The 22,927-nt window shown below is 58.7% G+C and carries 18 protein-coding genes; 1 reads left to right on the forward strand and 17 read right to left on the reverse strand.

Features of this window, described 5'->3' with window-relative positions; all coding sequences use genetic code 11:
* Positions 1 to 3: 3 nt before the first annotated feature.
* From NT179_09870 to NT179_09920, 11 genes are all read right to left on the reverse strand, one after another.
* Positions 4 to 831 carry a formate/nitrite transporter family protein gene (locus NT179_09870; protein MCX5722318.1) on the reverse strand — a complete coding sequence of 276 codons (828 nt, stop codon included), beginning with the start codon at positions 829 to 831 and terminating at the stop codon, positions 4 to 6.
* Positions 832 to 980: 149 nt separating this feature from the next.
* Positions 981 to 1,421, reverse strand: a complete 441-nt coding sequence (gene cynS, locus NT179_09875; GenBank protein ID MCX5722319.1) for a cyanase — start codon at positions 1,419 to 1,421, stop codon at positions 981 to 983.
* Between the two features lie 42 nt (positions 1,422 to 1,463).
* Positions 1,464 to 2,312: an ABC transporter ATP-binding protein gene (locus NT179_09880; GenBank protein MCX5722320.1), complete on the reverse strand. Its 849-nt coding sequence runs from the start codon at positions 2,310 to 2,312 to the stop codon at positions 1,464 to 1,466.
* Between the two features lie 3 nt (positions 2,313 to 2,315).
* Entirely contained in the window at positions 2,316 to 3,197 is an 882-nt protein-coding gene (locus NT179_09885) for an ABC transporter permease subunit (GenBank protein ID MCX5722321.1), read from the reverse strand.
* Positions 3,198 to 3,218: 21 nt separating this feature from the next.
* On the reverse strand, positions 3,219 to 4,520 hold the full coding sequence (locus NT179_09890; GenBank protein ID MCX5722322.1) for a CmpA/NrtA family ABC transporter substrate-binding protein: 1,302 nt from the start codon (positions 4,518 to 4,520) through the stop codon (positions 3,219 to 3,221).
* A gap of 383 nt (positions 4,521 to 4,903) precedes the next feature.
* Positions 4,904 to 6,313, reverse strand: coding sequence for a type I glutamate--ammonia ligase (gene glnA / locus NT179_09895; protein MCX5722323.1), 1,410 nt, complete (start codon positions 6,311 to 6,313; stop codon positions 4,904 to 4,906).
* Between the two features lie 46 nt (positions 6,314 to 6,359).
* Positions 6,360 to 9,044, reverse strand: a complete 2,685-nt coding sequence (gene glnD, locus NT179_09900; protein ID MCX5722324.1) for a [protein-PII] uridylyltransferase — start codon at positions 9,042 to 9,044, stop codon at positions 6,360 to 6,362.
* Positions 9,045 to 9,046: 2 nt separating this feature from the next.
* On the reverse strand, positions 9,047 to 9,385 hold the full coding sequence (locus tag NT179_09905) for a P-II family nitrogen regulator (GenBank protein ID MCX5722325.1): 339 nt from the start codon (positions 9,383 to 9,385) through the stop codon (positions 9,047 to 9,049).
* Between the two features lie 97 nt (positions 9,386 to 9,482).
* Complete coding sequence (locus NT179_09910; GenBank protein ID MCX5722326.1) at positions 9,483 to 10,889, reverse strand: ammonium transporter; 1,407 nt, start codon at positions 10,887 to 10,889, stop codon at positions 9,483 to 9,485.
* A 27-nt stretch (positions 10,890 to 10,916) separates the two neighbouring features.
* A complete protein-coding gene (locus tag NT179_09915; protein MCX5722327.1) occupies positions 10,917 to 12,305 on the reverse strand; it encodes an ammonium transporter in 1,389 nt (462 codons plus the stop codon).
* Between the two features lie 23 nt (positions 12,306 to 12,328).
* Positions 12,329 to 13,633, reverse strand: coding sequence for an outer membrane beta-barrel protein (locus NT179_09920; protein ID MCX5722328.1), 1,305 nt, complete (start codon positions 13,631 to 13,633; stop codon positions 12,329 to 12,331).
* Between the two features lie 429 nt (positions 13,634 to 14,062).
* On the opposite strand from NT179_09920, the gene NT179_09925 reads away from it, so the two are divergent.
* A complete protein-coding gene (locus tag NT179_09925; protein ID MCX5722329.1) occupies positions 14,063 to 15,001 on the forward strand; it encodes a hypothetical protein in 939 nt (312 codons plus the stop codon).
* Positions 15,002 to 15,175: 174 nt separating this feature from the next.
* On the opposite strand, the gene NT179_09930 is transcribed toward NT179_09925, so the two are convergent.
* From NT179_09930 to pilO, 6 genes are all read right to left on the reverse strand, one after another.
* Positions 15,176 to 16,954 carry an NAD+ synthase gene (locus NT179_09930; GenBank protein ID MCX5722330.1) on the reverse strand — a complete coding sequence of 593 codons (1,779 nt, stop codon included), beginning with the start codon at positions 16,952 to 16,954 and terminating at the stop codon, positions 15,176 to 15,178.
* A gap of 7 nt (positions 16,955 to 16,961) precedes the next feature.
* Positions 16,962 to 18,227 (reverse strand): GAF domain-containing protein, encoded by a 1,266-nt coding sequence (locus NT179_09935; GenBank protein MCX5722331.1) that lies wholly within the window; start codon positions 18,225 to 18,227, stop codon positions 16,962 to 16,964.
* Positions 18,224 to 19,393, reverse strand: a complete 1,170-nt coding sequence (aroB, locus tag NT179_09940) for a 3-dehydroquinate synthase (GenBank protein MCX5722332.1) — start codon at positions 19,391 to 19,393, stop codon at positions 18,224 to 18,226. Before aroB ends, NT179_09935 begins: the two co-directional genes overlap by 4 nt.
* Positions 19,394 to 19,681: 288 nt before the next feature.
* Positions 19,682 to 21,628, reverse strand: a complete 1,947-nt coding sequence (gene pilQ / locus NT179_09945; GenBank protein ID MCX5722333.1) for a type IV pilus secretin PilQ — start codon at positions 21,626 to 21,628, stop codon at positions 19,682 to 19,684.
* Positions 21,625 to 22,218, reverse strand: a complete 594-nt coding sequence (locus tag NT179_09950; GenBank protein ID MCX5722334.1) for a pilus assembly protein PilP — start codon at positions 22,216 to 22,218, stop codon at positions 21,625 to 21,627. Before NT179_09950 ends, pilQ begins: the two co-directional genes overlap by 4 nt.
* Before the next feature lie 69 nt (positions 22,219 to 22,287).
* A complete protein-coding gene (gene pilO, locus NT179_09955; GenBank protein ID MCX5722335.1) occupies positions 22,288 to 22,926 on the reverse strand; it encodes a type 4a pilus biogenesis protein PilO in 639 nt (212 codons plus the stop codon).
* Between the last annotated feature and the right edge of the window lies 1 nt (position 22,927).

Raw genomic sequence — 22,927 nt, forward strand, 5'->3', positions numbered from 1 at the left:
TGATCAGCAGGCCTCCCGTGCCGGAATGGCACGCGGCAGTTCTCTTGCCTCTGCCTGATTAACGGTATAGGGGCTCGCCAGCCAGTACAGACCACCGACGAACAGCCCGCCACCCACGATGTTTCCCACTACGACATAAAACTGGTTGTACCAGTAGCCTGTCCAGCTAACAGCGGGCACGTGGGGGAGAAACAGCGCCATGCCAAGGAGCGATTGGTTGGCGACACTATGCTCGAATCCAGTGCCGATAAAGGCGAACAGGCACCAGAAGATCAGCATGATCTTGGCCGCATCGTTCGTCGTCCGCCCGGAAGTCCAGACAGCCAGGCAGACGAGCCAGTTGCACAGAAGACCCCGGAGAAACAGCTCCCACGCCGGCAGCGACATCTTCATGGCCGCCACGTTTCCAATCAGCTCGGCCTGCGGTCCCTTGGACAGGACGCCCGATTGGACGACCAGCCAGGCCAGCGCCAGCGAGCCGACGAGATTGCCGAACCAGGACCAGACGTTGAGCCGCACCACTTGGGTCCAGGTGAGGCTGCGCGACAGCCCGCCGATGACTCCGGTCATGTTGTTGCCGGTAAACAATTCCGATCCGGCGAAGATCACCAGGGTGAGGGCGATCCCGAACGACACGCCCATCACCAGCTTCAGTACCGGCGATCCAGCCGTGGCCAACGGCCCGCCGACACTGAAAATCAACGCGATGCCGAATCCCACATAGACGCCAGCCAAAGCCGAGAGAATGAGGTAGCGTGACAGCGAAACCTTCAGAAACCGATGTTTCTTCGCCGCCAACGATGCAATCCGCTCGTGATCCGTCGTATACATCGACTCCTCCTTTGTCATCGCTAGAATCCCAAAAACACAACGGCGCCCGTCTTCCCGAATAGGAGACGGACGCCGTTGTCCGCGTTACATCGCTCTCTGTTCTTACGCGGCGAGAACGCCGTTGTTCCCGAACCAGACCCCGACTGGAACTAGAAGGTCTTGTACTCCAGCCACTTCCCGTTCAGCGTAATTTTGCAGCGGGCTTCGCCCTGGCTGCCGGTCACCTTTTCCATGTCGAGCGTAAAGTCGATTGCGCTCATGATGCCATCGCCGAACATTTCGTTCGCCTGCTCGCGCATCGAGTCTCCATACACCCCGATGATCTCCATCAAGCGATACTTGAACGGATCGGTCGCATTCGGGAAATCGGTGCGAACCGGGAATTTGCTCAGCGACGCGGTGAGCTCTGCATCCAGCCCCAACAGATCGCCAACTTTCTTCGCGTCCTCAGCCGGCAGCTTGTGGGTTCCCTGCAACACCGCGGCGACGAACGTGGGATTTCGCCCGACCACTTTGGCCACCTCCGCGATCGTCACCTTCTTCTCCAACCGCTTGGCTTTAATCGCGTCCTTCGGCTTCTTCGCTTCCATCACATGCTCCTCCTTTGTTGATACCTGCCGACCATTGCTATTTCAGAACCTCACGACGAGCGGCTCAGCTGCTGGCGACTCCCCCTGCACACCCCTCTCACTCGCCACTCCGTGCGCGGCATGACGGACGAGAAAATGAATCACATGGTTCCTGATCTTGTAGTAGTGGGGATGTTCGATGACCGTATCTCTCGACCTGGGGCGAGGGATCGTCACATCCACAATTTCCGCGACGCGCGATGAAGGCCCGTTCGTCATGAGCATGATGCGGTCGGACAAGAGAATGGCCTCGTCCACATCGTGCGTGACCATGAATACCGTGTTGCGCGTGGCATTCCACATCTGGACCAACTCCTCTTGAATGACTCCTCTGGTGAGCGCATCGATCTGGGCAAAGGGCTCATCCAGCAACAACACCTTGGGCTCGATTGAAAAGGCCCTGGCGAGACCGACTCGCTGCTTCATGCCCCCCGATAGGGCGATAGGCCGCTTATCCTCAGCCCCCTTGAGGCCGACTAACGCAATGTACTTGTGCACATGCGCGACCACCTCTTCGTGCCCCCAATCCTGGTAGGCTGACCGGACAGCCAGAGCGATGTTCTCGAACACCGTCATCCAGGGCATGAGAGCAAAATTCTGGAAGACCACCATCCGGTCCAATCCGGGCCCTGACACCTCACGCCCATTCAAGATCACTCCCCCTTCCGACAGGGTTTCCAACCCGGCGATGATGTTGAGCAGGGTGCTCTTGCCGCATCCCGAATGGCCGATCACGGTGACGAACTCGCCCTTATCGACTTTCAAGGTCACGTCTTTGAAGATACAGACCTCTCCGCTTCCAGCATGACCGGGAAAAAACTTGCTCACATGGTCGACGACAAGAAATGACATGGGTTACTCCTGATAGGTCACGAGACCGGCAAGTTTGTTGAACCCTGAATCCAGAATAACGCCCACGACCCCGACCACCAGGATGGCGAAGATGACCCCGGCGATGTCGAGATTGTTCCATTCGATCCAACTCAGGTACCCGACGCCTAACTCCCCCAACAACATCTCTGCCGGCACCACGGCGACCAATGCGCTCCCGAACGAGATTCTCAGACCGTTCACGATCGTCGGGGCCGCCCCAGGTAAAATCACCCGATAGAGCCGCTTGAACCAGGAAAGCTGCAGAATAGCCGCGACGTGGAGATATTCCTTTTTGAGTGAACTCACGCCGAACGCCGTCGTCGCCAGGGTCGGCCAGACGGCTGCCATGAATACGACCAGGATGGCTGTCCACTTGGGATCCTTGACTGTGTACAGGAGCAAGGGCATCCAGGCCAACGGCGAGATCGGCTTCAAGATTTGAATGAAGGGGTTGACGGCTCGGAAGAGCACGCGGTTCAGCCCCAGCAGGATGCCGAAGAGGATCGCCACGACCGACGCTGCGAGGAACCCCGCGGCAAATCTCGAGACCGTGTACAAGACCAGGTAGGCGATGCCGTGGTCGTTGGTTCCCTTGATGACGAACGCCTCACCCAATTCAGTTCTCGCCTTCTCCACCACCGCGAGGGGACCCGGCACCCCCTTCATCTTCTCAGGGTTCCAGGCGTAGCCTCCTTCGCCCGTTCGGACGATGTCTCCGTTGAACTCCATCATCTGCAGTTGCTCGTCCGTCTTGCCCTTCGCATCGAAGGACGACCGTAGCGTGAGCAAATGCCACCCGCCGAGGAAGACCAGGAGGATAAACCCCCTGATCAGCCACGGATTGCCGTTATCAATTGTTTTCATCGTGCTCTACCTCTTCAACCATTACGCCATACTGTGGATACTGAAACTACGGACGTAGGCGTCCGGTTGGCTCGCGTCGAACTCCCGGCCCATGATCGTATGCTTGGCCATCGTCCCCTGATGCGTCGGATATCCAAGCTCCTTGGCGATCCGGTCGCAGTCGGCTGCTCGATAGACTTGCTCTGCCACGGCTTTGTAATTGACCTCGCCCTTCAAGTGGCCCCACCGTTTCATTTGGGTCATGATCCAAATCGCCATCGAGTGCCAGGGATAGGGATCGAAATCGATACGGCTCGGGTCCTTTTTGATCGCGCCCAATCCGTCCGCATAGGTTCCCGTCAACACTTGCTCCAAAACCGTCACCGGCTGATTCAAGTAATTCGTCGGCGCAATCGCCTCGGCAATCTCTTTCCTATGGGCCGGGTTGGATGCGTAGTGGGTCGCATCCACGATGGACCGGAAGAGCGCCAGGAACGTATTCGGATACTGCGTGGCGAATTCCTTGGAGATCGCGAAGCCGCAACAGGGATGCCGATCCCAGATCTCCTTGGAGAGCTTGAAGATGAACCCCGCGTTTTCGTACACAGCCCGTTGATTGAAGGGATCGGGGGCCAGATAGCCATCGACATTGCCCGCCTTCAGATTGGCCACCATCTCCGGTGGTGGCACCACGCGGATTTGCACGTCTTTGTCGGGATGCACGCCGCCCTCTGCGAGAAAATAGCGCAGGAGATAGTTATGCATCGAGTAATCAAACGGCACGCAGAAACGAAATCCCTTCATATCGGCGGCGGTTTTCACGCCCTTGTGTTTATTGTGCAGCGTGATCGCTTGGCCGTTAATATTCTCCACCGCCGGCATGTAAAACGGCACCGGGACGGAACCGGCGCCCAGCGTGATCGCTAATGGCATCGGCGACAACATATGGGCCGCATCGACTTCTTTGTTAATCGCCCAATCGCGCACCATGGCCCAGCCGGCCGCCCGTTTGACCCTGGCATTCAGGCCATGTTTGCTATAGAACCCCAGCGGTTCCGCCATGATGATCGGCGTGGCGCAGGTGATGGGAATAAAGCCGATGCTGAGGTCCGTCTTCTCCGGCTTCCCGACCGGATCGGCTGCAAATGCGGCGATGTGTTTTAGCGGGAGTAATTCAGCGATCAGGGCCGTTAGCGCAGCCGTGCCCATGGCTGCCAGGAACAGCCGGCGCGAGGGGTCGGCGGCTTGGATCACCGCCGCCGATACGGCTCGCTCGACGGTGCGTTCAAAATGCTCGTCGGAGGATTTGGCTTTCACGACACCGACTGCGGAGTCCGCTGGCATCTCCCGATTGTGCGCCCCATCTCCTTGGCTCATGACCGCCTCCTTTATGATGTTGCTGTGCCCTTTTCTCTACCGGCCTGCCTGAGTCCAACCGACTGACCTGCGTACAATAAAAAAACGTCCTCACTCCGTTGCCAGAATGAGGACGCCATTGTCCTACTCGGAGGTGGCAGAGCCACCTCGATCCAAGACTTCCTCGTCTCGGAATGGGTCACCAAACAGAACGGCGTCCGCCACTCTTTCCAGAATGACGGACGCCGTTGTCCGTGTGCCTTATGTCGAGAACTTCACCGAGGCGCCATTGCCTCGACTCAGCTCATAGGAGACATGTACCATGCCTCCCCTCCTTCGTCAACCCATTCTACAAATAGGCCGCGAATCCTCTAGACATCGTAGTACAGGTAGAACTCATACGGGTGCGGACGCAACCGCATGGTATCCACTTCCTTGGTGCGCTTGTACCCGATCCAGGCATTGATCAAGTCCTTGCTGAAGACCCCGCCCTTGAGGAGGAACTCATGGTCCTTCTCCAGGTTGTTCAAGGCTTCATCCAGGCTGCCTGGCATCGTGCGGATCTTCGACGCTTCCTTGGCTTCGAGATCGTACAGATCCTGCTCGGCCGGTTCGCCCGGATTGATCTTGTTCTGGATGCCGTCCAACCCCGCCATGAGCATGGCGGAAAAGGCGAGATAAGGATTCGCGGCCGGGTCAGGAAACCGCACCTCGATCCGCTTCGCCTTGGGGCTCGGTGAATACATGGGGATCCGGATGCCAGCCGACCGGTTCCGGCTGGAATAGGCCAACAACACCGGCGCTTCGAACCCTGGCGTCAGACGCTTGTAGGAATTCGTGGTCGGGTTGGTAAAAGCGGCCAACGCCGGCGCATGCTTCAGAATGCCGCCGATGTAATGTAGACACATCTGCGACACGCCCGCATATTCCTTCCCGGCGAACAGGGGCTTGCCATCCTTCCAGATGCTCTGGTGACTGTGCATGCCTGACCCGTTGTCTCCGAAGATCGGCTTCGGCATGAAGGTCGCGGTCTTGCCATGGCGGCGGGCGACGTTCTTGACGATGTACTTGTACATCATCATCTTGTCGGCGGTGCGGACCAGCGAATCGAAGCGGATGTCGATTTCCGCCTGACCGGCCGTGGCGACTTCATGGTGATGCTTCTCGATCTGGATGCCGGCCTTCTCCATCTCCAGAATCATTTCGCTGCGGATATCCTGTTGCGTATCGGTCGGGGCGACCGGGAAATAGCCTTCCTTCTGACGGATCTTGCCGCCCAGGTTGTGGCCTTCCTGCCCCATATTCCAGACGCCTTCTTCGGAGTCGATGAAGTAGTAGCCGCTGTGGCCGTTCTGATCGTAGCGGGCTTGATCGAAAATGAAGAACTCGGCTTCCGGGCCCCAATAGGACGTGTCGCCGATCTTCGTGCTCTTGAGGTATTTCTCCGCCTTCTGCGCCACATAGCGCGGATCGCGATCGTAGGTCTCGCGCGTAATCGGATCGACGACGTTGCCGATGAGGCTCAGCGTCGGGACCGCACAGAAGGGATCGAGACAGGCCGTCGCCGGATCCGGCACGACCAACATGTCGCTGTTATTGATGGCCTTCCAGCCACGAATGGAGGAGCCGTCCAATCCGGACCCGTCCTTGAAGAGGTCTTCCGTCAATTCGCTCGTCGGGATGCTGAAATGCTGCCACGTCCCGATGAGATCGACGAACTTCAAGTCCACGATCTGGACCTTATGCTTCTTCACATACTCCAACACCTCACGTACGTTCATCCCACTCCTCCTTTCAAATCACCCGCATGAGACCCTGCCGCCTCTGCTAGGCCGCTTTCGCCTCGAGAAAATTCTCGATGGCCGTTTCAACTCCCGTTCGTACCCGCTCCAATTGTCCGTGATCGTCGAGCTTCTTGCCCCGATGATCCGCGACATAAAACACGTCCGCCACCTGATCCAGCCTCGTGGAAATGCGGGCGGCATGGATGGATAACCCAAGCTGAAAAATCGTGTTCGTGATCACATACAACAGACCCTGCCGGTCGTCGGCAAACACGTCGAGGATCGTATAGGCGTCCGACGTTTCATTGTCGATCCGCACCTCCGTCGCTTCACGGGCTTTCGGCAAGGATCTCGTCAGCTTCAGCCGCGCGCCCCGGCGCAACACATCATCGACATGCTCCCAACCCTTGAGGACCGACGCAATCCGGTCGCCCACCGTCCGCAACCGCTCGGCCGGAGGGGCGCCCTGATAGTCCGGATCCATCACCTGAAACGTATCGACCACGATTCCATCGACTCTGGTGAGAATCTGCGCATCGAGAATCTGCACCCCGCTGCCGGCCATGACCCCGGCGATCTTCGAGAAAATGCCTGGCGTCACGTCGTTATGGGTCACGACGCTATATTCGCAGGTTCCCAGCTCACTATTGAACTCCGCCTCCACCAGCACCTCGCCGACATGCAATCGTCGCACAGCCGCCAAATGCGCCGCAATACGGGCCGGCGACGTGCCATAGGCATAGCGTTCGGGGAATTGCCCCAACTGGCTCTCGACCCAGGCCAGAGTCCCACTTCCCTGCCCGGCCAGCAACGGATGGTTGCTGACCTCTTCGGCAATCTGGCGGACTCGCTCCGGAGCCATGACTCCATTCCGCTCCCCCGACACCTCGGCCATCGTGCGCTGATAGAGCTCGACCAGGAGCGATTCCTTCCACTTGGTCAAGACTCCGGGCCCGACCGCCGCGATATCGGCAGCCGTGAGCACCAACAGCTTATTCAAGACTTCCGGCGTCCCGACTTCGCGGGCAAAGGGCAGCACCACCTTCACGTCGTTCGGGTCCCGCCGAAAAGCCGTATGGGCCATCAGCAAATGCCGATGCACGAGGAACGACAGGGTCCGCAGATCCTGCTCATCAAGCCCGAGCCGGTCCGCGACATCCTCAGCTAAACGCCGCCCCACATCGCTATGATCTTCTTCCTGGCCCTTTCCCAAGTCGTGGAGCAGCACGGACAGGTGCAGGAGGTCCTTCCGCTTGATGCTGCGATAGATCTCCCCCATCGCCCCCTGGTCCTGGGCCAGGTCTTCCGCCCGCGCCACCGCGAGCAGACTATGCTCGTCGACCGTGTACTTATGGTACTGATTGAATTGCATCAGGCCACGGACCGTGCCCATGGCGGGCACCAGCTTTTCGAGCACTGAGGCCCGATGCATGGCCTCCAGGGTCTTGGCTGTGCCGGGCCCCGCGAGGATCGCCAAAAACGTCCGATTGACCTCCGGCGTCCGATAGGCCTCAGCCGAGACCGTATCGACATGCCGGTGAATATCTTCGAGTAGGGGCGGCGCGATGGTCAGCTGCTGCGAACGCGCCAAGTCGAACAGGCGAAGGAGCAGCGCCGGACTTTCCAGCACCCTCGCGCGATGGTCGTCCGCCACCGTCAGGATTCCGCCCCGTACGACAAAGTAGCCATCGACGCGGGGCGCCGGAAAAAACCGCGTGATCCGTTGCCAGAACGGCACACTCCGGCATCGTTCGACAAATCGCATACAACGCTCATGCAACCCCATCGTGTGCAGGTAATACTGTTGCATGAACTGCTCGACGGCCAGTAAATGAGGCCGGTCCTGGAACCCAAAATGTTGTGCCAGCCAGATCTGCTCGTCGAACGACAAAATCTCCTGCGCCGTGCCTGCATGCACATGGAGGAGCGCCCGGACTCGCCAGAGGAAATCCCGCGCCTCTGTCAGGGCCATCGAATCGGCCCGTGAGAGGATGCCGCGATCGGACAGCTCACGAATCGTCGGGGCCTGATAGCGGGCCATGCCGGCCCATTGGAGCAGGTGCAAATCACGCAGACCGCCTTTGCTTTTCTTGACGTTCGGCTCCAGCAAATAGACCGTCTCGCCGAACTTGAGATATTCGCGCCGGCGCTCTTCCAGCTTTTGATCCAAGTAGGTATCCGTGCCCTTGGCTACGATTTTCCGGAGATACCGGCTATGAAACTGCTCGAACAGCTCAGGGCTTCCCGCGAGAAACCGGGACTCCATCATCGAGGTCTTGACTGTCGCATCGCTCTCGGCCAGCTCCATACAATCGTTGATCGTCCGCACGCTATGTCCGACCTGAAATCCACAGTCCCACAAGGGATGCAGGACTGCTCGCACGAGCGATTCGACCTGCATTTTGGCCTCAGGACGATAGAGCACCATCAGATCGATGTCCGAATAGGGGGCCAGTTCGCGGCGTCCGTACCCGCCCAGGGCCACGAGACAGCATTGGTGGAGACCGGCTGAGGCCGCCACATCGCCCCCCTCCCGCACGGCATTCCGATAGCGCCCCACGATCAGCCCATCCACCAGCTCCGTCATCGCCGCCATCGTCTCTGCGCCGCTGGAGCCAGCCATCACCCGCTGCGCAATGATGCGTCGCTGCTCAGCGAGGAACAGGCCGACCGTCGACGGATCGACGGTCGGCGCTGACGTACTGGATGAATCGTGCGTGACGCCCATGGCTACAGCGCAATCTCTCCGGTTTCACCGGTCCTGATACGAACCGCTTCAGTCAGGTCACGCACGAAAATCTTGCCATCCCCGATGCTGCCAGTCTTGGCAGCCCGCGTGATCGTCTCGATCACGCGCGACACCTGTGCATCTGTGACGGCCACTTCGATTTTGACTTTCGGCACAAACTCGATCGTGTATTCCTGGCCCCGGTAGGTTTCCTTATGCCCCTTCTGGCGACCGAACCCTTTGACCTCCGAGACCGTCATCCCCTGCACACCCATTTCCAGCAGGGCATCTTTCACTTCATCCAACTTGAACGGCTTGACGATGGCTTCAATCATCTTCATGTTGCTGCCTCCTTACCTGGCTGACCCGAAAGCAACGACTGTACATCGTCGCTGGGGTCGCCGGCATGATCGCGTGGTCGATAGTGTCATGGTCCGTTTATGAATAGGCCCGCTCATTATGCTGGCTGAGGTCCAGCCCGGTTGATTCGTCTTCCGGAGAGACCCGCAACCCCACCGTTATATTCACCACCTTCAAAATAATCCAGGTGCCGATCACGGAAAACAGCGCCACCGCGCAAACCATGACGGCCTGAATGCCCAACTGTCCGGCATTCCCGAAAAAGAGCCCGTCAGCCCCGGCGGCATTGATCGCCTTGGAGGCGAATAGCCCTGTCGCGAGGATGCCGAAGACTCCGCCCACACCGTGGATTCCCACGACGTCAAGCGAGTCATCATAGCCCATCCTCCCCTTCCAAACAACGGCGAAATAGCACAGAAACCCTGCAAAAACGCCAATTACGATCGCTGAAAACGGTCCGATATAGCCGGAAGCCGGCGTCACAGTCGCCAGGCCGGCCACCGCGCCGCTGGCCAGACCGAGCACGGTGGGCCTTCCGCGATGGGCCCACTCCACCCCCATCCACACCAGGGCGCCAGTGACCGCCGCCGCATGGGTCGCCAGGAAGGTGCTCCCGGCCAGCCCATTCGCCCCCAACGCACTGCCCGCGTTGAACCCGAACCAGCCGAACCAGAGGAGGCCGGTTCCCAACAGCGTAAAGGGCAGGTTATGAGGAGCCATGTAATCGGCTCCATGGCCCTTGCGCTTTCCCATCACGATGGCGCAGACCAGGGCGCTCACCCCGGAACTGATATGCACCACCGCGCCGCCGGCAAAATCCAGCGCGCCCATCTTCCCCAGCCATCCACCGCCCCAGATCCAATGGGCCACCGGAGAATAAATCAACAGGGACCACAAGGCCGCAAACAGCAGCAGCGCAGAAAACTTCATCCGCTCCGCAAACGCCCCGGTGATCAGAGCCGGCGTAATCGCGGCGAACATGAGCTGGAATAACATGAACACTTGATGGGGAATCGTCGGGCCATAGACGGGATGCGGCTCGCTGCCCACCCCGCTAAGCCCAACCCACTCAAGGCCTCCGATGAAGCCCCCCTTATCGGGGCCGAACGCCAGGCTGTACCCGACAAGAATCCAGATCAGACTGACCAGACACAGAATGACGAGACTCTGCATGATCGTCCCCAGGATGTTCTTGCTTCGAACAAGACCCCCGTAGAAGAGCGCCAAGCCTGGCATCGTCATAAGCAAGACCATCGCCGTGGACATAAGAACCCATGCCGTATCCCCCGTATCGATCTTCAGCACAGGGGCTGCGGCAGCGGCGACCGCTTCAACCGGTGCGACCGCTGTGTCCTGAGCCACGACTGGCCCAGTAAAGGCCGCCATGACTCCCACCAGCAAGGCCGCGATGCTCAGGCCTGCGGACAGGAGCGTCCGTTGGTGCGTTCGCTTGCGACTACAGTCTCGTTCCTGGTCAATCACCATCCCCTCCTTCTCCTCGGTCACCCCTGCTTACGAATAGGACCGTTCCTCATGTTGACTGAGGTCCAAGCCCATTCGCTCTTCCTCTTCACTCACACGCAGCCCCATCAATCCATCCACCAGTTTCAGAATCACGAAGGTTCCCACGAACGAAAACACCACCGAGATCAGCACGGCCATCGCTTGAATGCCCAACTGTGCCGGATTCCCGTAGAACAGCCCGTCGGCGCCGGCTGCATTGATCGCCTTCGAGGCAAACAACCCGGTCGCCAGCGCGCCCCAGATGCCTCCGACTCCATGAATCCCCACCACATCGAGGGCGTCATCGTAGCCCAGCCTGGACTTCCACAACACCGCTCCATAGCAGAGGACTCCCGCCCCCAGACCGATCACGATCGACGCCATCGGACCGACGAATCCCGAAGCAGGCGTAATCGCCACCAGCCCAGCCACCGCGCCGCTGGCCGCGCCCAGCACGGTCGGTTTGCCTCGATACATCCACTCCGCAACCATCCAGGCCAGCGCTGCAGTGGCTGCCGCCGTATTGGTCACAACAAAGGCGCTGGTCGCCAACGCTCCGGAAGCGACCGCGCTACCTGCGTTGAACCCGAACCAGCCGAACCAAAGCAGGGAGGCGCCCAGCACGGTCATAGGCAAATTATGCGGAGCCATATGTTCCTTGCCGTAGCCCAATCGCTTCCTCAGCACGATGGCACAGGCCAGGGCCGCAGCGCCGGAACTGATGTGGACGACCGTCCCGCCGGCGAAGTCCAGCGCTCCCATGTTTCGAACCCAGCCCCCGACCGCCCACACCCAATGGGCGAGCGGATCGTAGATGAACGTCGCCCACAACAAAGTGAAGACCAGAAAACTGCCGAACTTCATCCGTTCGGCAAAGGCGCCGGTCATGAGGGCCGGCGTAATCACCGCGAACATCATTTGAAAGATCATGAAGGCTTGATGGGGCACGGTCGCGGCATAATCAGCGTTGGGCTCCAACCCGACGCCGTTCAGCCCGATCCATTCAAGCCCGCCAATCAGATGGGCCTTATCCGGCCCGAAGGCCAGACTGTAGCCCCACAAGACCCACTGGAGACTGATCAGGCAGAGAATGATAAAGCTCTGCATGATCGTGCCCAAAGCATTCTTCGAGCGAACCATGCCGGCATAAAACAAGGCCAGACCTGGCGCCGTCATCGCCAGCACCAATGCCGTCGAGACCAATAGCCAGGTCGTGTCGCCCGTATCGATCTTCGTCTGGGCTGGTACGACCGCCGGGGCCGCCTCTTGGCCAAGAGGCGCCGTCGCTGCCGGAGCCGGAGCCCCCGCGTCTTGCGCATAGAGACCCGTCGCCCCGATCAGGATAGCGCAGGCCAGGACGGGAAGCATCGCGGTCATGATACGTGTAAATCGGTTCATGATGAGCTCCTTTCCTCCCCTGCTTAGAAGAGGTAGATGATTTGGAATGACAGGGTTTCTTGATTGTTCACCGGTCGATTGCCATAGAGAAACACGTTCTTGTCTGATTTATCGTACCGGAACTCGGTCCGCGTGATCAGAGAAGGAAATGGCTTGTATTGAAGCGTAAAGGTATTCTCCCAGAGTGTTTGAGCCGTCGGCGGGGCCGCGACCGTCGCGGTCGCCCCCGCACAGGTATTGGTGCCTCCGGCAAACCCGAATGTTCCACTACAGGTCCGAGCCCCTCCCGCATCCTCGAAGATTTCCCCGCGGAATCTGGCGCTCCATTGATCGGTGAAATCATGGGTCAGGTAGCCGGCCAGCCCATTCCATCGAGCATTTCGTGATCGGTTGACCGTGCTCGCGTTCCCTTCATTCCCGTAGTAGGGCTCCAGAACGATCGTGTCCTGGTCGGTGGCCTTGACGGTCATGATCGTCCCCACCACCGTCCGCTTGGCCGTCGGATCGGCGCCGGTGGAGGCAGGTGCCGTCCCTTGGCTGTTGGATTGCTCTGCGCCGTAGGACCCGTAGAAACTCATACCGAACTTCTCATGCGGTGTCAGAGCCAGGAGCCACTCAAAGGATTTGCTCTTGTTGTTATCCGTCACGTTATCCCACCCGTTGATCACGCCGATCGAGGCAGTCACAAGCGGATTGAACGTATAGCTGAGCCGGACGCCGGTGGTCGTGAAGGCCTGACCCAAGCCGAACATGAAACTGCGGGAAAAGTTCGGGTTCTCGAAACTGTTGATCACCTCATAGCCGATCAACGTATTGATCTTCCCTGCTTGAATCTTCAGGCCATTGCCAACCGGGGCGATGTATTCGCCGTAGACCTCTTGAAAGTCGAGCTCGTTGTTGCTGGTGCCTGGCGCGAAATTGGTACGCGCCCTCGTCACCCTGGCATCCAACCCGAAGTTCAGCCTGGTACGGAACCCGAGCCGGTCCATGCCGCTCCCCGCTCCATCAGCAGGCCGTTCAAGCATGATTTGCACCATGTGGGTCGAAAAGGAATTCGCATCGGTGTCGAAGATATGCAGTTGATTGAGATTGGTATTGGGATTATTGAAATTGTGGGTATAGGCTACATCCAGAAACCCGGAGGCCTTGAATCCCAAGGTCTTCCAGATGGACGGCGCATCCACTTTCTTCTCTAAGGAATCCAGCCGCTCCTGCACGGTCGGCGCCGGGGCCGGCGGCGCCGCTGGCCCTTGGGCAAATACTGCGTTGCCGCCGAGCAGCGACAACAGCGCCCACAATCCTATACAGATGAGACTGCGTACTGACATAGTGACATCCTCCCTCGTCCGATTGGTGATTCCGTTGCTCATGCCCCTTGCCGCTCTCACCTCGACGACGTCGTCGCCACGCACGCCCTTGTGCGCAATCTCTCTCCCCTCACGTCCAGATCGATTCCACCAGCCAACCGATCCATCTCGATTCTCAGCTTTTCCACGCGATTCAGCCTGCTCGAGTGTAGTCAAAAAAAAACGCCCTCTAGCCCGCTGGGGCTGGAGGACGCCATTGTCCATGCCGTACTATCTTGAGGCCGGTGGGAAACGCCGTTGTTCCCCTGTCCGATGGGCCACCTTGTATCATGTAGCGGGAAAATCTGTCAACGTCTTTGCCTGTCATATACTCCGGCCTGGCCAGGACCTATCGTCTGTGCTAGATTCACTCATACTATGCTCCTTCCATCGCCATCCTCGCCGATAGAGTTGCCACGCAAGTCTGCGTTTTCCCTGGTCCTCCTCTGTCTTCTCTGCGCCGCCTGTACGATGGTCGACCAGAGCGACAGAGTCCTCTTCGAAGACCCGCGCGGAACGGTGACGCTGCACCGGATGCCAGATCAATCGATTCAGGCCAGTCACCCGATCAGCCTGGAGCCAGCCCTCATCGCCCGTGTCTTGAGCGGCATGCAGGTCCAGGAACGCCAACGGACCCTCCAAGAGATGTTGGGTGGATCGGCCTCCGCCTTGCCGGTCTTTTCGCCCGAAGAAGTCCAATTCCTCACTCCCAGGATTACCAAAGCCCTCACAACCGCCTCAACGGGAGAGGCCGTATCATTCCAGGTCACGAGCCCTCGCCAAAACACTGGCCGCTTGGAACATGCAGTCATCGAAACCACGACAGGCTCTCTCTACGCTTATGGCCTCTCGCTGTATGTGACGCTCGCTCAATATCGACATGCGCCGACCCAAGCGAACACGGACGGGCTTGCCCACCGGAAGCTGCCAGACTCGTCCAACCTGTCAAATCGCACCCTGTCGTTCACTCCAAGCCTTGCCCAACGGTCCGATACTTTCAACCGGTCGACAGGCGGAAGCTCGACCGACCGGTTTCTCGTCATCGACTATCAGCTGCTGCAACAGACCGCGCCAGTAGCAGCAACAACCACTGAGCAACCTGCGCCTCAGGTGGAACGGGCCGCACAACCTCGCGAGCCTCTCGCGGGAGTCACGCCACCCAATACTCCATCCCGCACCGCAGAGCCCCTGGCTCAGCGCGAAATGGAGATTCGCACGTTGAAAGATCTCGTGGTCAAAAAAGACTTGGAGTTGGAAACCGTCAGGAAGGAACTGCAATCAGTTCGCAAACAACTCGATAGCCAGAAGCGAAAACCCGCACCGTTAAAGCCCCGGCAGATCGCCCCGTAACCATCCCCTCTGCTATTCAGATATTTGTGCTACTACCTGAAATTCATCCCGCAGGATGCTCAAAAGGCCCATTCAGTAAGGCCGCAACGAGTGAAGGGCCGAGGCGTGCCCGTAGGGCACGTTGATGGCCTGAACGATGCGAGAACGAAGCTGACGGGCTTTTTCAGCATCCTGCTAAAAATTACGATAGCCGTTCGTGATCGGCATCCGCCGATCCTTGCCCAAAGCCCGCTGTGTGATCTTGATGCCGATCGGCGCCTGCCGGCGCTTGTACTCGCTGCCATCCACTAACGCAATCACGCGGGCCACCGTCGTGCGGTCGTACCCCGCTTCAACGATCTCTTCGAGCGACCGGTCTTCTTCCACATAGGCCTGGAGAATGGGATCTAAGATCTCATAGGGAGGCAACGAGTCTTCATCCTTTTGATTGGGCCTCAGCTCGGCGGTCGGCGGCCGATCGAGCGTCCGTTTGGGGATTGCCGGGGTTACGCCACGACGATTGCGCAGCTTCGCCAGATCATAGACCATCGTCTTCGGGACGTCCTTGATTGCGGCAAAGCCGCCTGCCATATCCCCATACAGAGTGGCGTAGCCCACGCTCATCTCGCTCTTATTGCCTGTGGTGAGCACCAGGTGGCCGAACTTATTGGAGAAGGCCATCAGCAAGTTGCCCCGGATGCGGGCCTGGAGATTCTCTTCCGTCGTATCTGGCGCGCGGCCCTCAAACGTCTCCGCAAGCGATTGCCGATAGGTATCAAACAGCGTCGTGATGGGAATCGTGCGCACGGAAATCGCAAGCCGTTTTCCCAATTCAGCCACATCCTCGTAACTGTCTTGCGATGTGTAGGGCGACGGCATGAACAGACCCCACACATTCTCGGCTCCCAGCGCATCGACGGCCAGCACGGCAGTCAAGGCCGAGTCCACTCCACCGCTCAACCCGATCATGACCCGTGTAAATCCATTTTTCCTCACGTAGTCTCGCACGCCAAGCGTGAGGGCCCGATACACTTCCTCCAGTGGGTCCAGGGCCGCTACCAGATCAGGAACCGCCCGCGCGCGAACTTTGGGAACGGCCGGAAGCGACGCCGCGCAAATTTCCACCGTGGAGGCAACCCGTCGAGGAAGGAGCTTCTTCTGGCCCTGCGTACGCCTCGCCCGCGCGACCGCCTCCATATTGAGGTCAGCCACGATAAGATCCTCCTCGAAGGCTTTCCCTCGCGCGATGACCTCACCCTGATGATCGAGGATCACACTGTTCCCGTCGAAGACCAGCTCGTCCTGCCCGCCGACCACGTTGGTGTAGGTCAACACCACCCCGTTTTCCCTCGCGCGGGTCGCCAACATCTGTTCGCGCACCCGGCTCTTGCCCAGATGAAAGGGCGAGGCATTGATGTTGACGATGACTTCGGCGCCAGCCGCTGCCTGAAACCGCGTCGGGCCTTCCGGCACCCAGACGTCCTCGCAAATATTGACCCCGATCAACGTGCCACGCAGGCGGATGAGCGGCAACCGCCGGCCTGGATGAAAATAGCGGCTCTCGTCGAACACCCCGTAGTTCGGCAGATACCACTTGCAATAGGTCGTGATGAGTTTTTGATCGGCGATGAACGCCGCCGCATTGTAGAGTTCGTGCGAACCGGCCGGCACCACCGACGAACGGGCCGGCTTCGGATCGATGCCATCGCTCTGGCTGACGTAGCCCACCACCGCGGCAAGGCCCCGGCAGTGCCGAACGATTTCCTGAAGCGCGCGGCGATTGTCCGCGATAAAACGAGGCTTCAACAAGAGGTCTTCGGGCGGATAGCCGGTGATCGCCAGTTCGGGGAATGCGACTAAGTCGACCTTTGCCTTCTTCGCCTCGCGCAGCCAGGCCGTGATCCGGCGGACGTTTCCGTCGAGATCTCCGACCGTCGGATTCATCTGCACCATGGCGATACGAAACGTACGCATAGCCCCCTTAGTGCCTGACTCGATCGGCCCGTTCTTCGATATCGCCCGCGAGGAGAATCGCCTCGGCGATCTCGCGCATCGATTTCCGAAGATCCATACTTTGGCGTTGAATGAGCTTGAAGGCCTCTTCTTCGGTCAGCTTCTTCGCACGCATGAGATAACCCTTGGCCCGCTCCATGAGCTTCCGAACCGCCAGCGCTTCCTGCATCTCGAAGGACTTCTCGATCAGGGTCGTATGCTCGATGGCGATGGCCGCCTGATTCGCGATGGCCTGGAGTAGCTTGACCTCTTCGCTGGTAAACACGTGAGGCACGGCCGTATAGCTATTGATCACCCCCACAGCCTTTTCCCGCACCATCATCGGGACAGAGACCATCGAACAGAGCCCTTCCTTCTTGGCCAAATCCGGGAACATATAGTCCTGCTCTTTAGTCACGTCGGCCACAATGATCGGCCTGCGATCTTGCACGGCGCGCCCGCTGATACTCTGCCCGACCTTGAGGTTCGGCTTCCGGCGGTATTGCTCGCTGAGGCTTTGCGTCGCCTCGATCCGCAACTCTCCACTCACCTGATCCAGCAACATGATCGAGCAGATCTTGGAATTCATCATTTGCGCGGTCATCGTGACCAGGAGTTGCAGCACATCTTCGATCAAACGATTGGAGGCCACCGTTTCCGACACCAGCGACAGGGTTTCCACCTGCAGGGCCTTGCGTTTCATTTGATCGTAGAGCCGCGCATTCTCAATCGCGCCACCGACCTGATTGGCAATAGTGGACAACAGCGCGATCTCGTCGGGCCGATAGCGCTTGGGACGCTTGTGCTGCACATTGATCACGCCAACCACTTCCTTCTTGGCCATGATCGGCACGGAGACAAAGGCTTGATGGCGGTCTTCCGGAAGGTTGTGAAAAAACTTGAAGCGCGGGTCGTCGCTCGCATTGCTCGGAATCACAACGCGGGTCCGTTCCTGGGCTACCCACCCGGTGATGCCCTCGCCCAACCCGATCGTGATGCGGCCGATTAATTTCGGATGGGGATTCTTGGAGGCTCGCAGGATGAGTTCGTCCTGGCCATCCGACAAGAGATAGAGAAGACAGGCATCCGCCTTAGTGACTTCGACGACCACTTCGACGATATGCCGGAGGACGGCTTCAAGATCCAGCTGGTTGCTGATCGATTCCGTGATCCGATGGAGCACATCGACTTCGCGTGTTTTTTCGCGCAACGCCTGCTGGAGATGAGCCACGGAGGGTGTGCGTTTGGTCGTCATATGGCTTGCCTTTTCGCACGAACCTTGCGACGGACAGGAGCCTTGCCGTGCCGGCTGTCACTCGAAGATTTTCTTCCGCGGCCATGTGTGACCTGAAACCATTCGGCGCAGATCTGTTGCTCAATCGGCTGAATCGTCACCTCACCAATGCGCACAGGCCAAACCCCGATGACTTGTCCCCCGACCACCTTCTTGTCATGCTGCATCGCCTTCCAGATGGGGCCAAAGGCTGTTCGGGAGACCTGTTCGGACAAGCCGGCACGCTGCACCAGACTTCTAATCCGCTCGACCACCTCACGAGTGCAGAGCCCCATATGACAGGCCAGATCCGCTTCTTGCACCAAGCCGATCCCCACCGCTTCACCATGGATCAACCCGCGATAGCCTCCAAGAGACTCCAAGGCATGGCCGATCGTGTGGCCGTAGTTGAGAATGCGGCGGCGATCCGCTTCCCGCTCGTCCCCGGCAACGACCTCCGCCTTGATCTCACAGGATCGCTTAATCACATGGCTGACTGGCTCGTCCGCCAACTTCAAGAGCGCTGGCATCTCCTGCTCCAAAAAGACGAAAAACTCTTCGTCGGCGATAATGCCGTACTTGATTACTTCAGCCAGACCGGCGATCCATTCGCGGCGCGGCAGGGTGCGTAACGTGAGGGGATCGATCAGGACGGCGCGAGGCTGATAAAAGGCCCCGATCAGGTTCTTGCCCAATCGATGGTCCACACCGGTCTTGCCTCCGACGCTGGAATCGACTTGCGCGACCAGCGTGGTCGGCACCTGCACAAACGGGATGCCTCGTTGATAGATCGCGGCGGCAAAGCCGGTGATATCGCCAATAACTCCGCCACCGAGGGCTAGTAAGAGGGACTGACGTTCGAACTTGTGCTGGGCCAAGACATCGAGAACCTTGGCAATGGTGCCGAGCGTCTTGGTGCGCTCTCCAGGCGGCAAGATAATCGGAGTGGGATCGTAGCCAGCCTTACGAAGCGAGCGGAGGGTGCCCTGAAGATAATGGCTGGCCACATGCCGGTCCGTCACCACCCCGATCTTCGGAGAGGTGGTCAAGGTGCGGAGCCGATCGCCCACAGTGGCAAGGAGCCCGGGATGGAGCACAATGTCGTAACTCCGCTCCCCCAACGTCACCGGTATAATCTGTTCCGCCACAGCAGCCCTGCTCACACGACGATCCCTCCTACCCCACGATAAACCGATTGCTTCCCCCATTCTTTTTGAACAGGAGAGCCTGGGCTCACGACACACTTCGCCTGATGTGATGAGGAATTGCGAAGGCTAAAATCGGCAGAATGGTATCACAACGGTGCAGAAACTAGAAGATTCCTCTGCCTTGGTCTGGCAGGAGCCTGTGGGGGATCGCTTAGGGGATGGAGCCGCTGAGGAAGCAGCCCTGTCACTGTTGCGCACCGACATCAGTGCAGGGCCAAAGGTCGGCTGCTAACTCTTCACGATACTGGGCGTCAAGAAAATGAGAAGCTCCTGCTTCGCCACAGACTCGGTCTTGTTTTTGAAGAGCCATCCCAGAACAGGCACGCGTGAGAGATAGGGAATACCGCCCGAGCTGTTACTTTGCGTGTCGATAAAGACCCCGCCGATCACCATGGTCTCGCCATCGCGGATGATGACCTGCGTATTGGCTTCGCGGCGATCGATACTCGGACCTGCCGGATTGCTCCTGGACCCCACCGCGTTTCTGGTTGCGCGAACTTTCAGCATGATCTGTTTACCGACTTCTTTGGGGTCACGAGAGGTAATCTGAGGGGTCACATTCAATTCCAGATTTGCATCCACAAAGGTGGTCTGAGTCCCCTGGAGTGAGGTCGTCTGGAAGGGAATCGATTCTCCCTGTGAGATTTTGGCCTCCCGCTTATCCAACGTTGTCACTTTTGGCGCAGCAATGACTTTGCTCAGACCGAGCATCTCGCCTGCCGACAACCGCACATCCAACAGCGCACCACCTCCGTCAGTCCTCCCAAATGTAAACCCAACGCCAGGAGTTGACGCTAACCCAGCGACCGCCGCGGGAAGATTCACCAGATAGTTACTCGTTTGGTGACCGAATGTTCCGTCAGTGCCAGTCCTGAAATTCGCCACGCCTTGGGGAGCTCCCAACGGATTCACATTCTGCATCCCCCACTGCACGCCGAGCGAACGGGAATAGTTCGTATCTGCCTGGACAATCCTGGCTTCGATCTGGACTTGCGGCACTTCCAGATCCAGCCCGTCGACCAGCTGCTTCATCACGCTCATCTTACTTTCCGTATCCCGAACAATCAACGCATTCGACCCCTGACTGACTTGCATGAGCCCTCGCGGGCTCAAATACTGACGCAGCGCCGTCATGAGTTCCGACGCCTGCAGGTTCCTCACATAGAAGACCCGATCCACGAGCTCTTCCGCCTTAGCCTTCGCATCCTTCGCCTGCGCTTCTTCGTTCTGCTGCTTCGCCAAGTTCGCCAGCGAATCGATCCAGATGATATTGCCCTGCCGGATCTTGCCCAATCCGTTCATCTTCAAGATCATGTCGAGCGCCTGATCCCAGGGGACGCTCACAAGCTTCATCGTGACCTTGCTCTTGATCCCTTCGCCGACCACCATATTGAATCCGCTCACCTCTGCAATCAGGCGCAGCACATTGCCGATCTCGGCCTGTTGAAAGTCCAGCGAAATACGCCGACCGATATACCGGGTTTCTCCAACGACCAAATCTTCCTTCGGCGTATTCTTCTCGCTGGAATCCGTGTCAGAAATCAGCTGTACCGGCCGCACGTAAAATTTCGTCGAAGACCGATGCACCGCAGCCACGGCAGGCTGTGCTGCCAAAGGACTCGCGCTCACTTTAATCGGTTTCCGTACCGGCCGCTCCAGCGTGATCGTTTCGGCCGCAACCTTGCGGGAATACTCCGCATCCGCAAGCGCATCGATCCCTGCATCGCCTCGAAGCGTGACAATGAGATCCGGCCCTTGCGGTTCAAACGAGTAGCTGACCTGACCGATCAGATCCAAGACCACGCGCATTTTGTCCGGGTGAGATCCCATGCGCACTCGCTGCAGCATCTGGTGATTCACCGGCATGATCGATTGGCTGAGGGTGGACACCACATGGGGAAGATCGATCACCAGACGTCGTTCATCCAAGCGCCTCACCCGATGGGACAGCGTGCCATCCCCCGAGATGACCACACGGACATCGTCAATCCCGCGTTGCACATCGATGCGAGTCAGGGTCTTCGCCAACGCCTCCTCGACTCGTGAGGAGAGGCCTGAATCGGCAATAGGCAAATCAGCTGCCTCCGTCGAAGTCATAGCCATCGGGAGGCTGAGCGCTCCCGCCATCGAAAGGAGGCGAACCAATATCGTTGTCTGTGTCAGCTTAGGTGTCATTCTGCACTCTCTTTCGGATGAAGGAGCTTGACGTATTCCCGCTCCTGCTTGCTCCCATACACATCGGTGAACCGTTCTTGCACAACAATGCCTTTTTCAGTCACATCACTCACGACGCCATTATTGGGGCCGATACGCGTGCCTCGACGCACCGTATAGCCATTCCCGTCCGGCGTCTGGACCATCGCCGCATAGCCATAGGCACCCCAGACCACCGCGATCAAGTTCATCTCCGTGAGCCCAACCCGTTGGAGCGGGGGCAATGTGGGGTCAATCGGCCCGAGACTCAACTGTTGCAGAACCGGCTCAAACGGATCGCGCCGGCCAGAGGGATCATACGAATGGGTGCCCACTGGCTCCACGCTCAAATTCGGCGCAACCGGTTGCGGCTTCTCATCAACGGCTGCCTCGGCAACGGGTGGAGCCGACATCGGCCTCAACACCTCAGCGAGAGAGGGCATTTTCAACGAATCCTGCCGCAGGGGGGTCATCTGCCTGGCACGAACACCCATCCCTCCCTCGGCGCAAACAAGCCCGACTGCATCAAGCAGACAGACCGATCCGATAAGAATTACCGTTGCCGTCCTCACGGTCAACCTCCGATGTTTACGAATAGCATTCATCGCTCATGGCCTCTCAGCTACTGAACACTCTGCGCACTATTTCTTCTGCGGAATCGCCGGCGTCGCCGGATCCACCACCGCCAGCTTGGCCTCCTGGGGGGCCGCATAGGCAACAAGGTCGAATACGGTCTGCGTGACAATCCGGCCCTTCTCAAACTTGGGGGACCCCATCTTGAGGCCGGACACGGTCACAATCCGAGGCAACGCATTGATCCGGTCAAAAAACAAGGCGGCGGTATGGTAGCCACCGGAGACCTCGACGTTCACCGGCATGCGCACGAAGAGCTTCGAAGGATCCTCGCTCTTGGCGCTCGGCTTCCAGAGCTTAATGTCGAGACCAAGGCGGAGCCCAAAGTCCGATACCTGTTTGAGCAACATGACCGCCTCCTCTTCGGGCGGCAACCGTTCTTTCTTCTTCGCAAGCTCAATCTCCAGCTGCGTATTGGCGGCAACGAGTTCGTCAAGATGTTTGACTTTAATGGTCAACAGCTGGATCTCGCTCTCGAGCGTGCCAATCGTCCCTTGCAGCCCTGCGATCTCCGAAGATTTCGGCTCGGCCACGTAGTAGTAAAATCCCGCGAGGATCCCCCCGAGCACCATCAGCAGCAGTCCGATCTTCTGCAGCAAGGGGATGGACCGCAAGACATCAAGGTTGATAACAGGCAAATTCATCATT

The sequence above is a fragment of the Nitrospirota bacterium genome (genome assembly GCA_026387665.1).
Lineage (GTDB): Bacteria > Nitrospirota > Nitrospiria > Nitrospirales > Nitrospiraceae > Palsa-1315.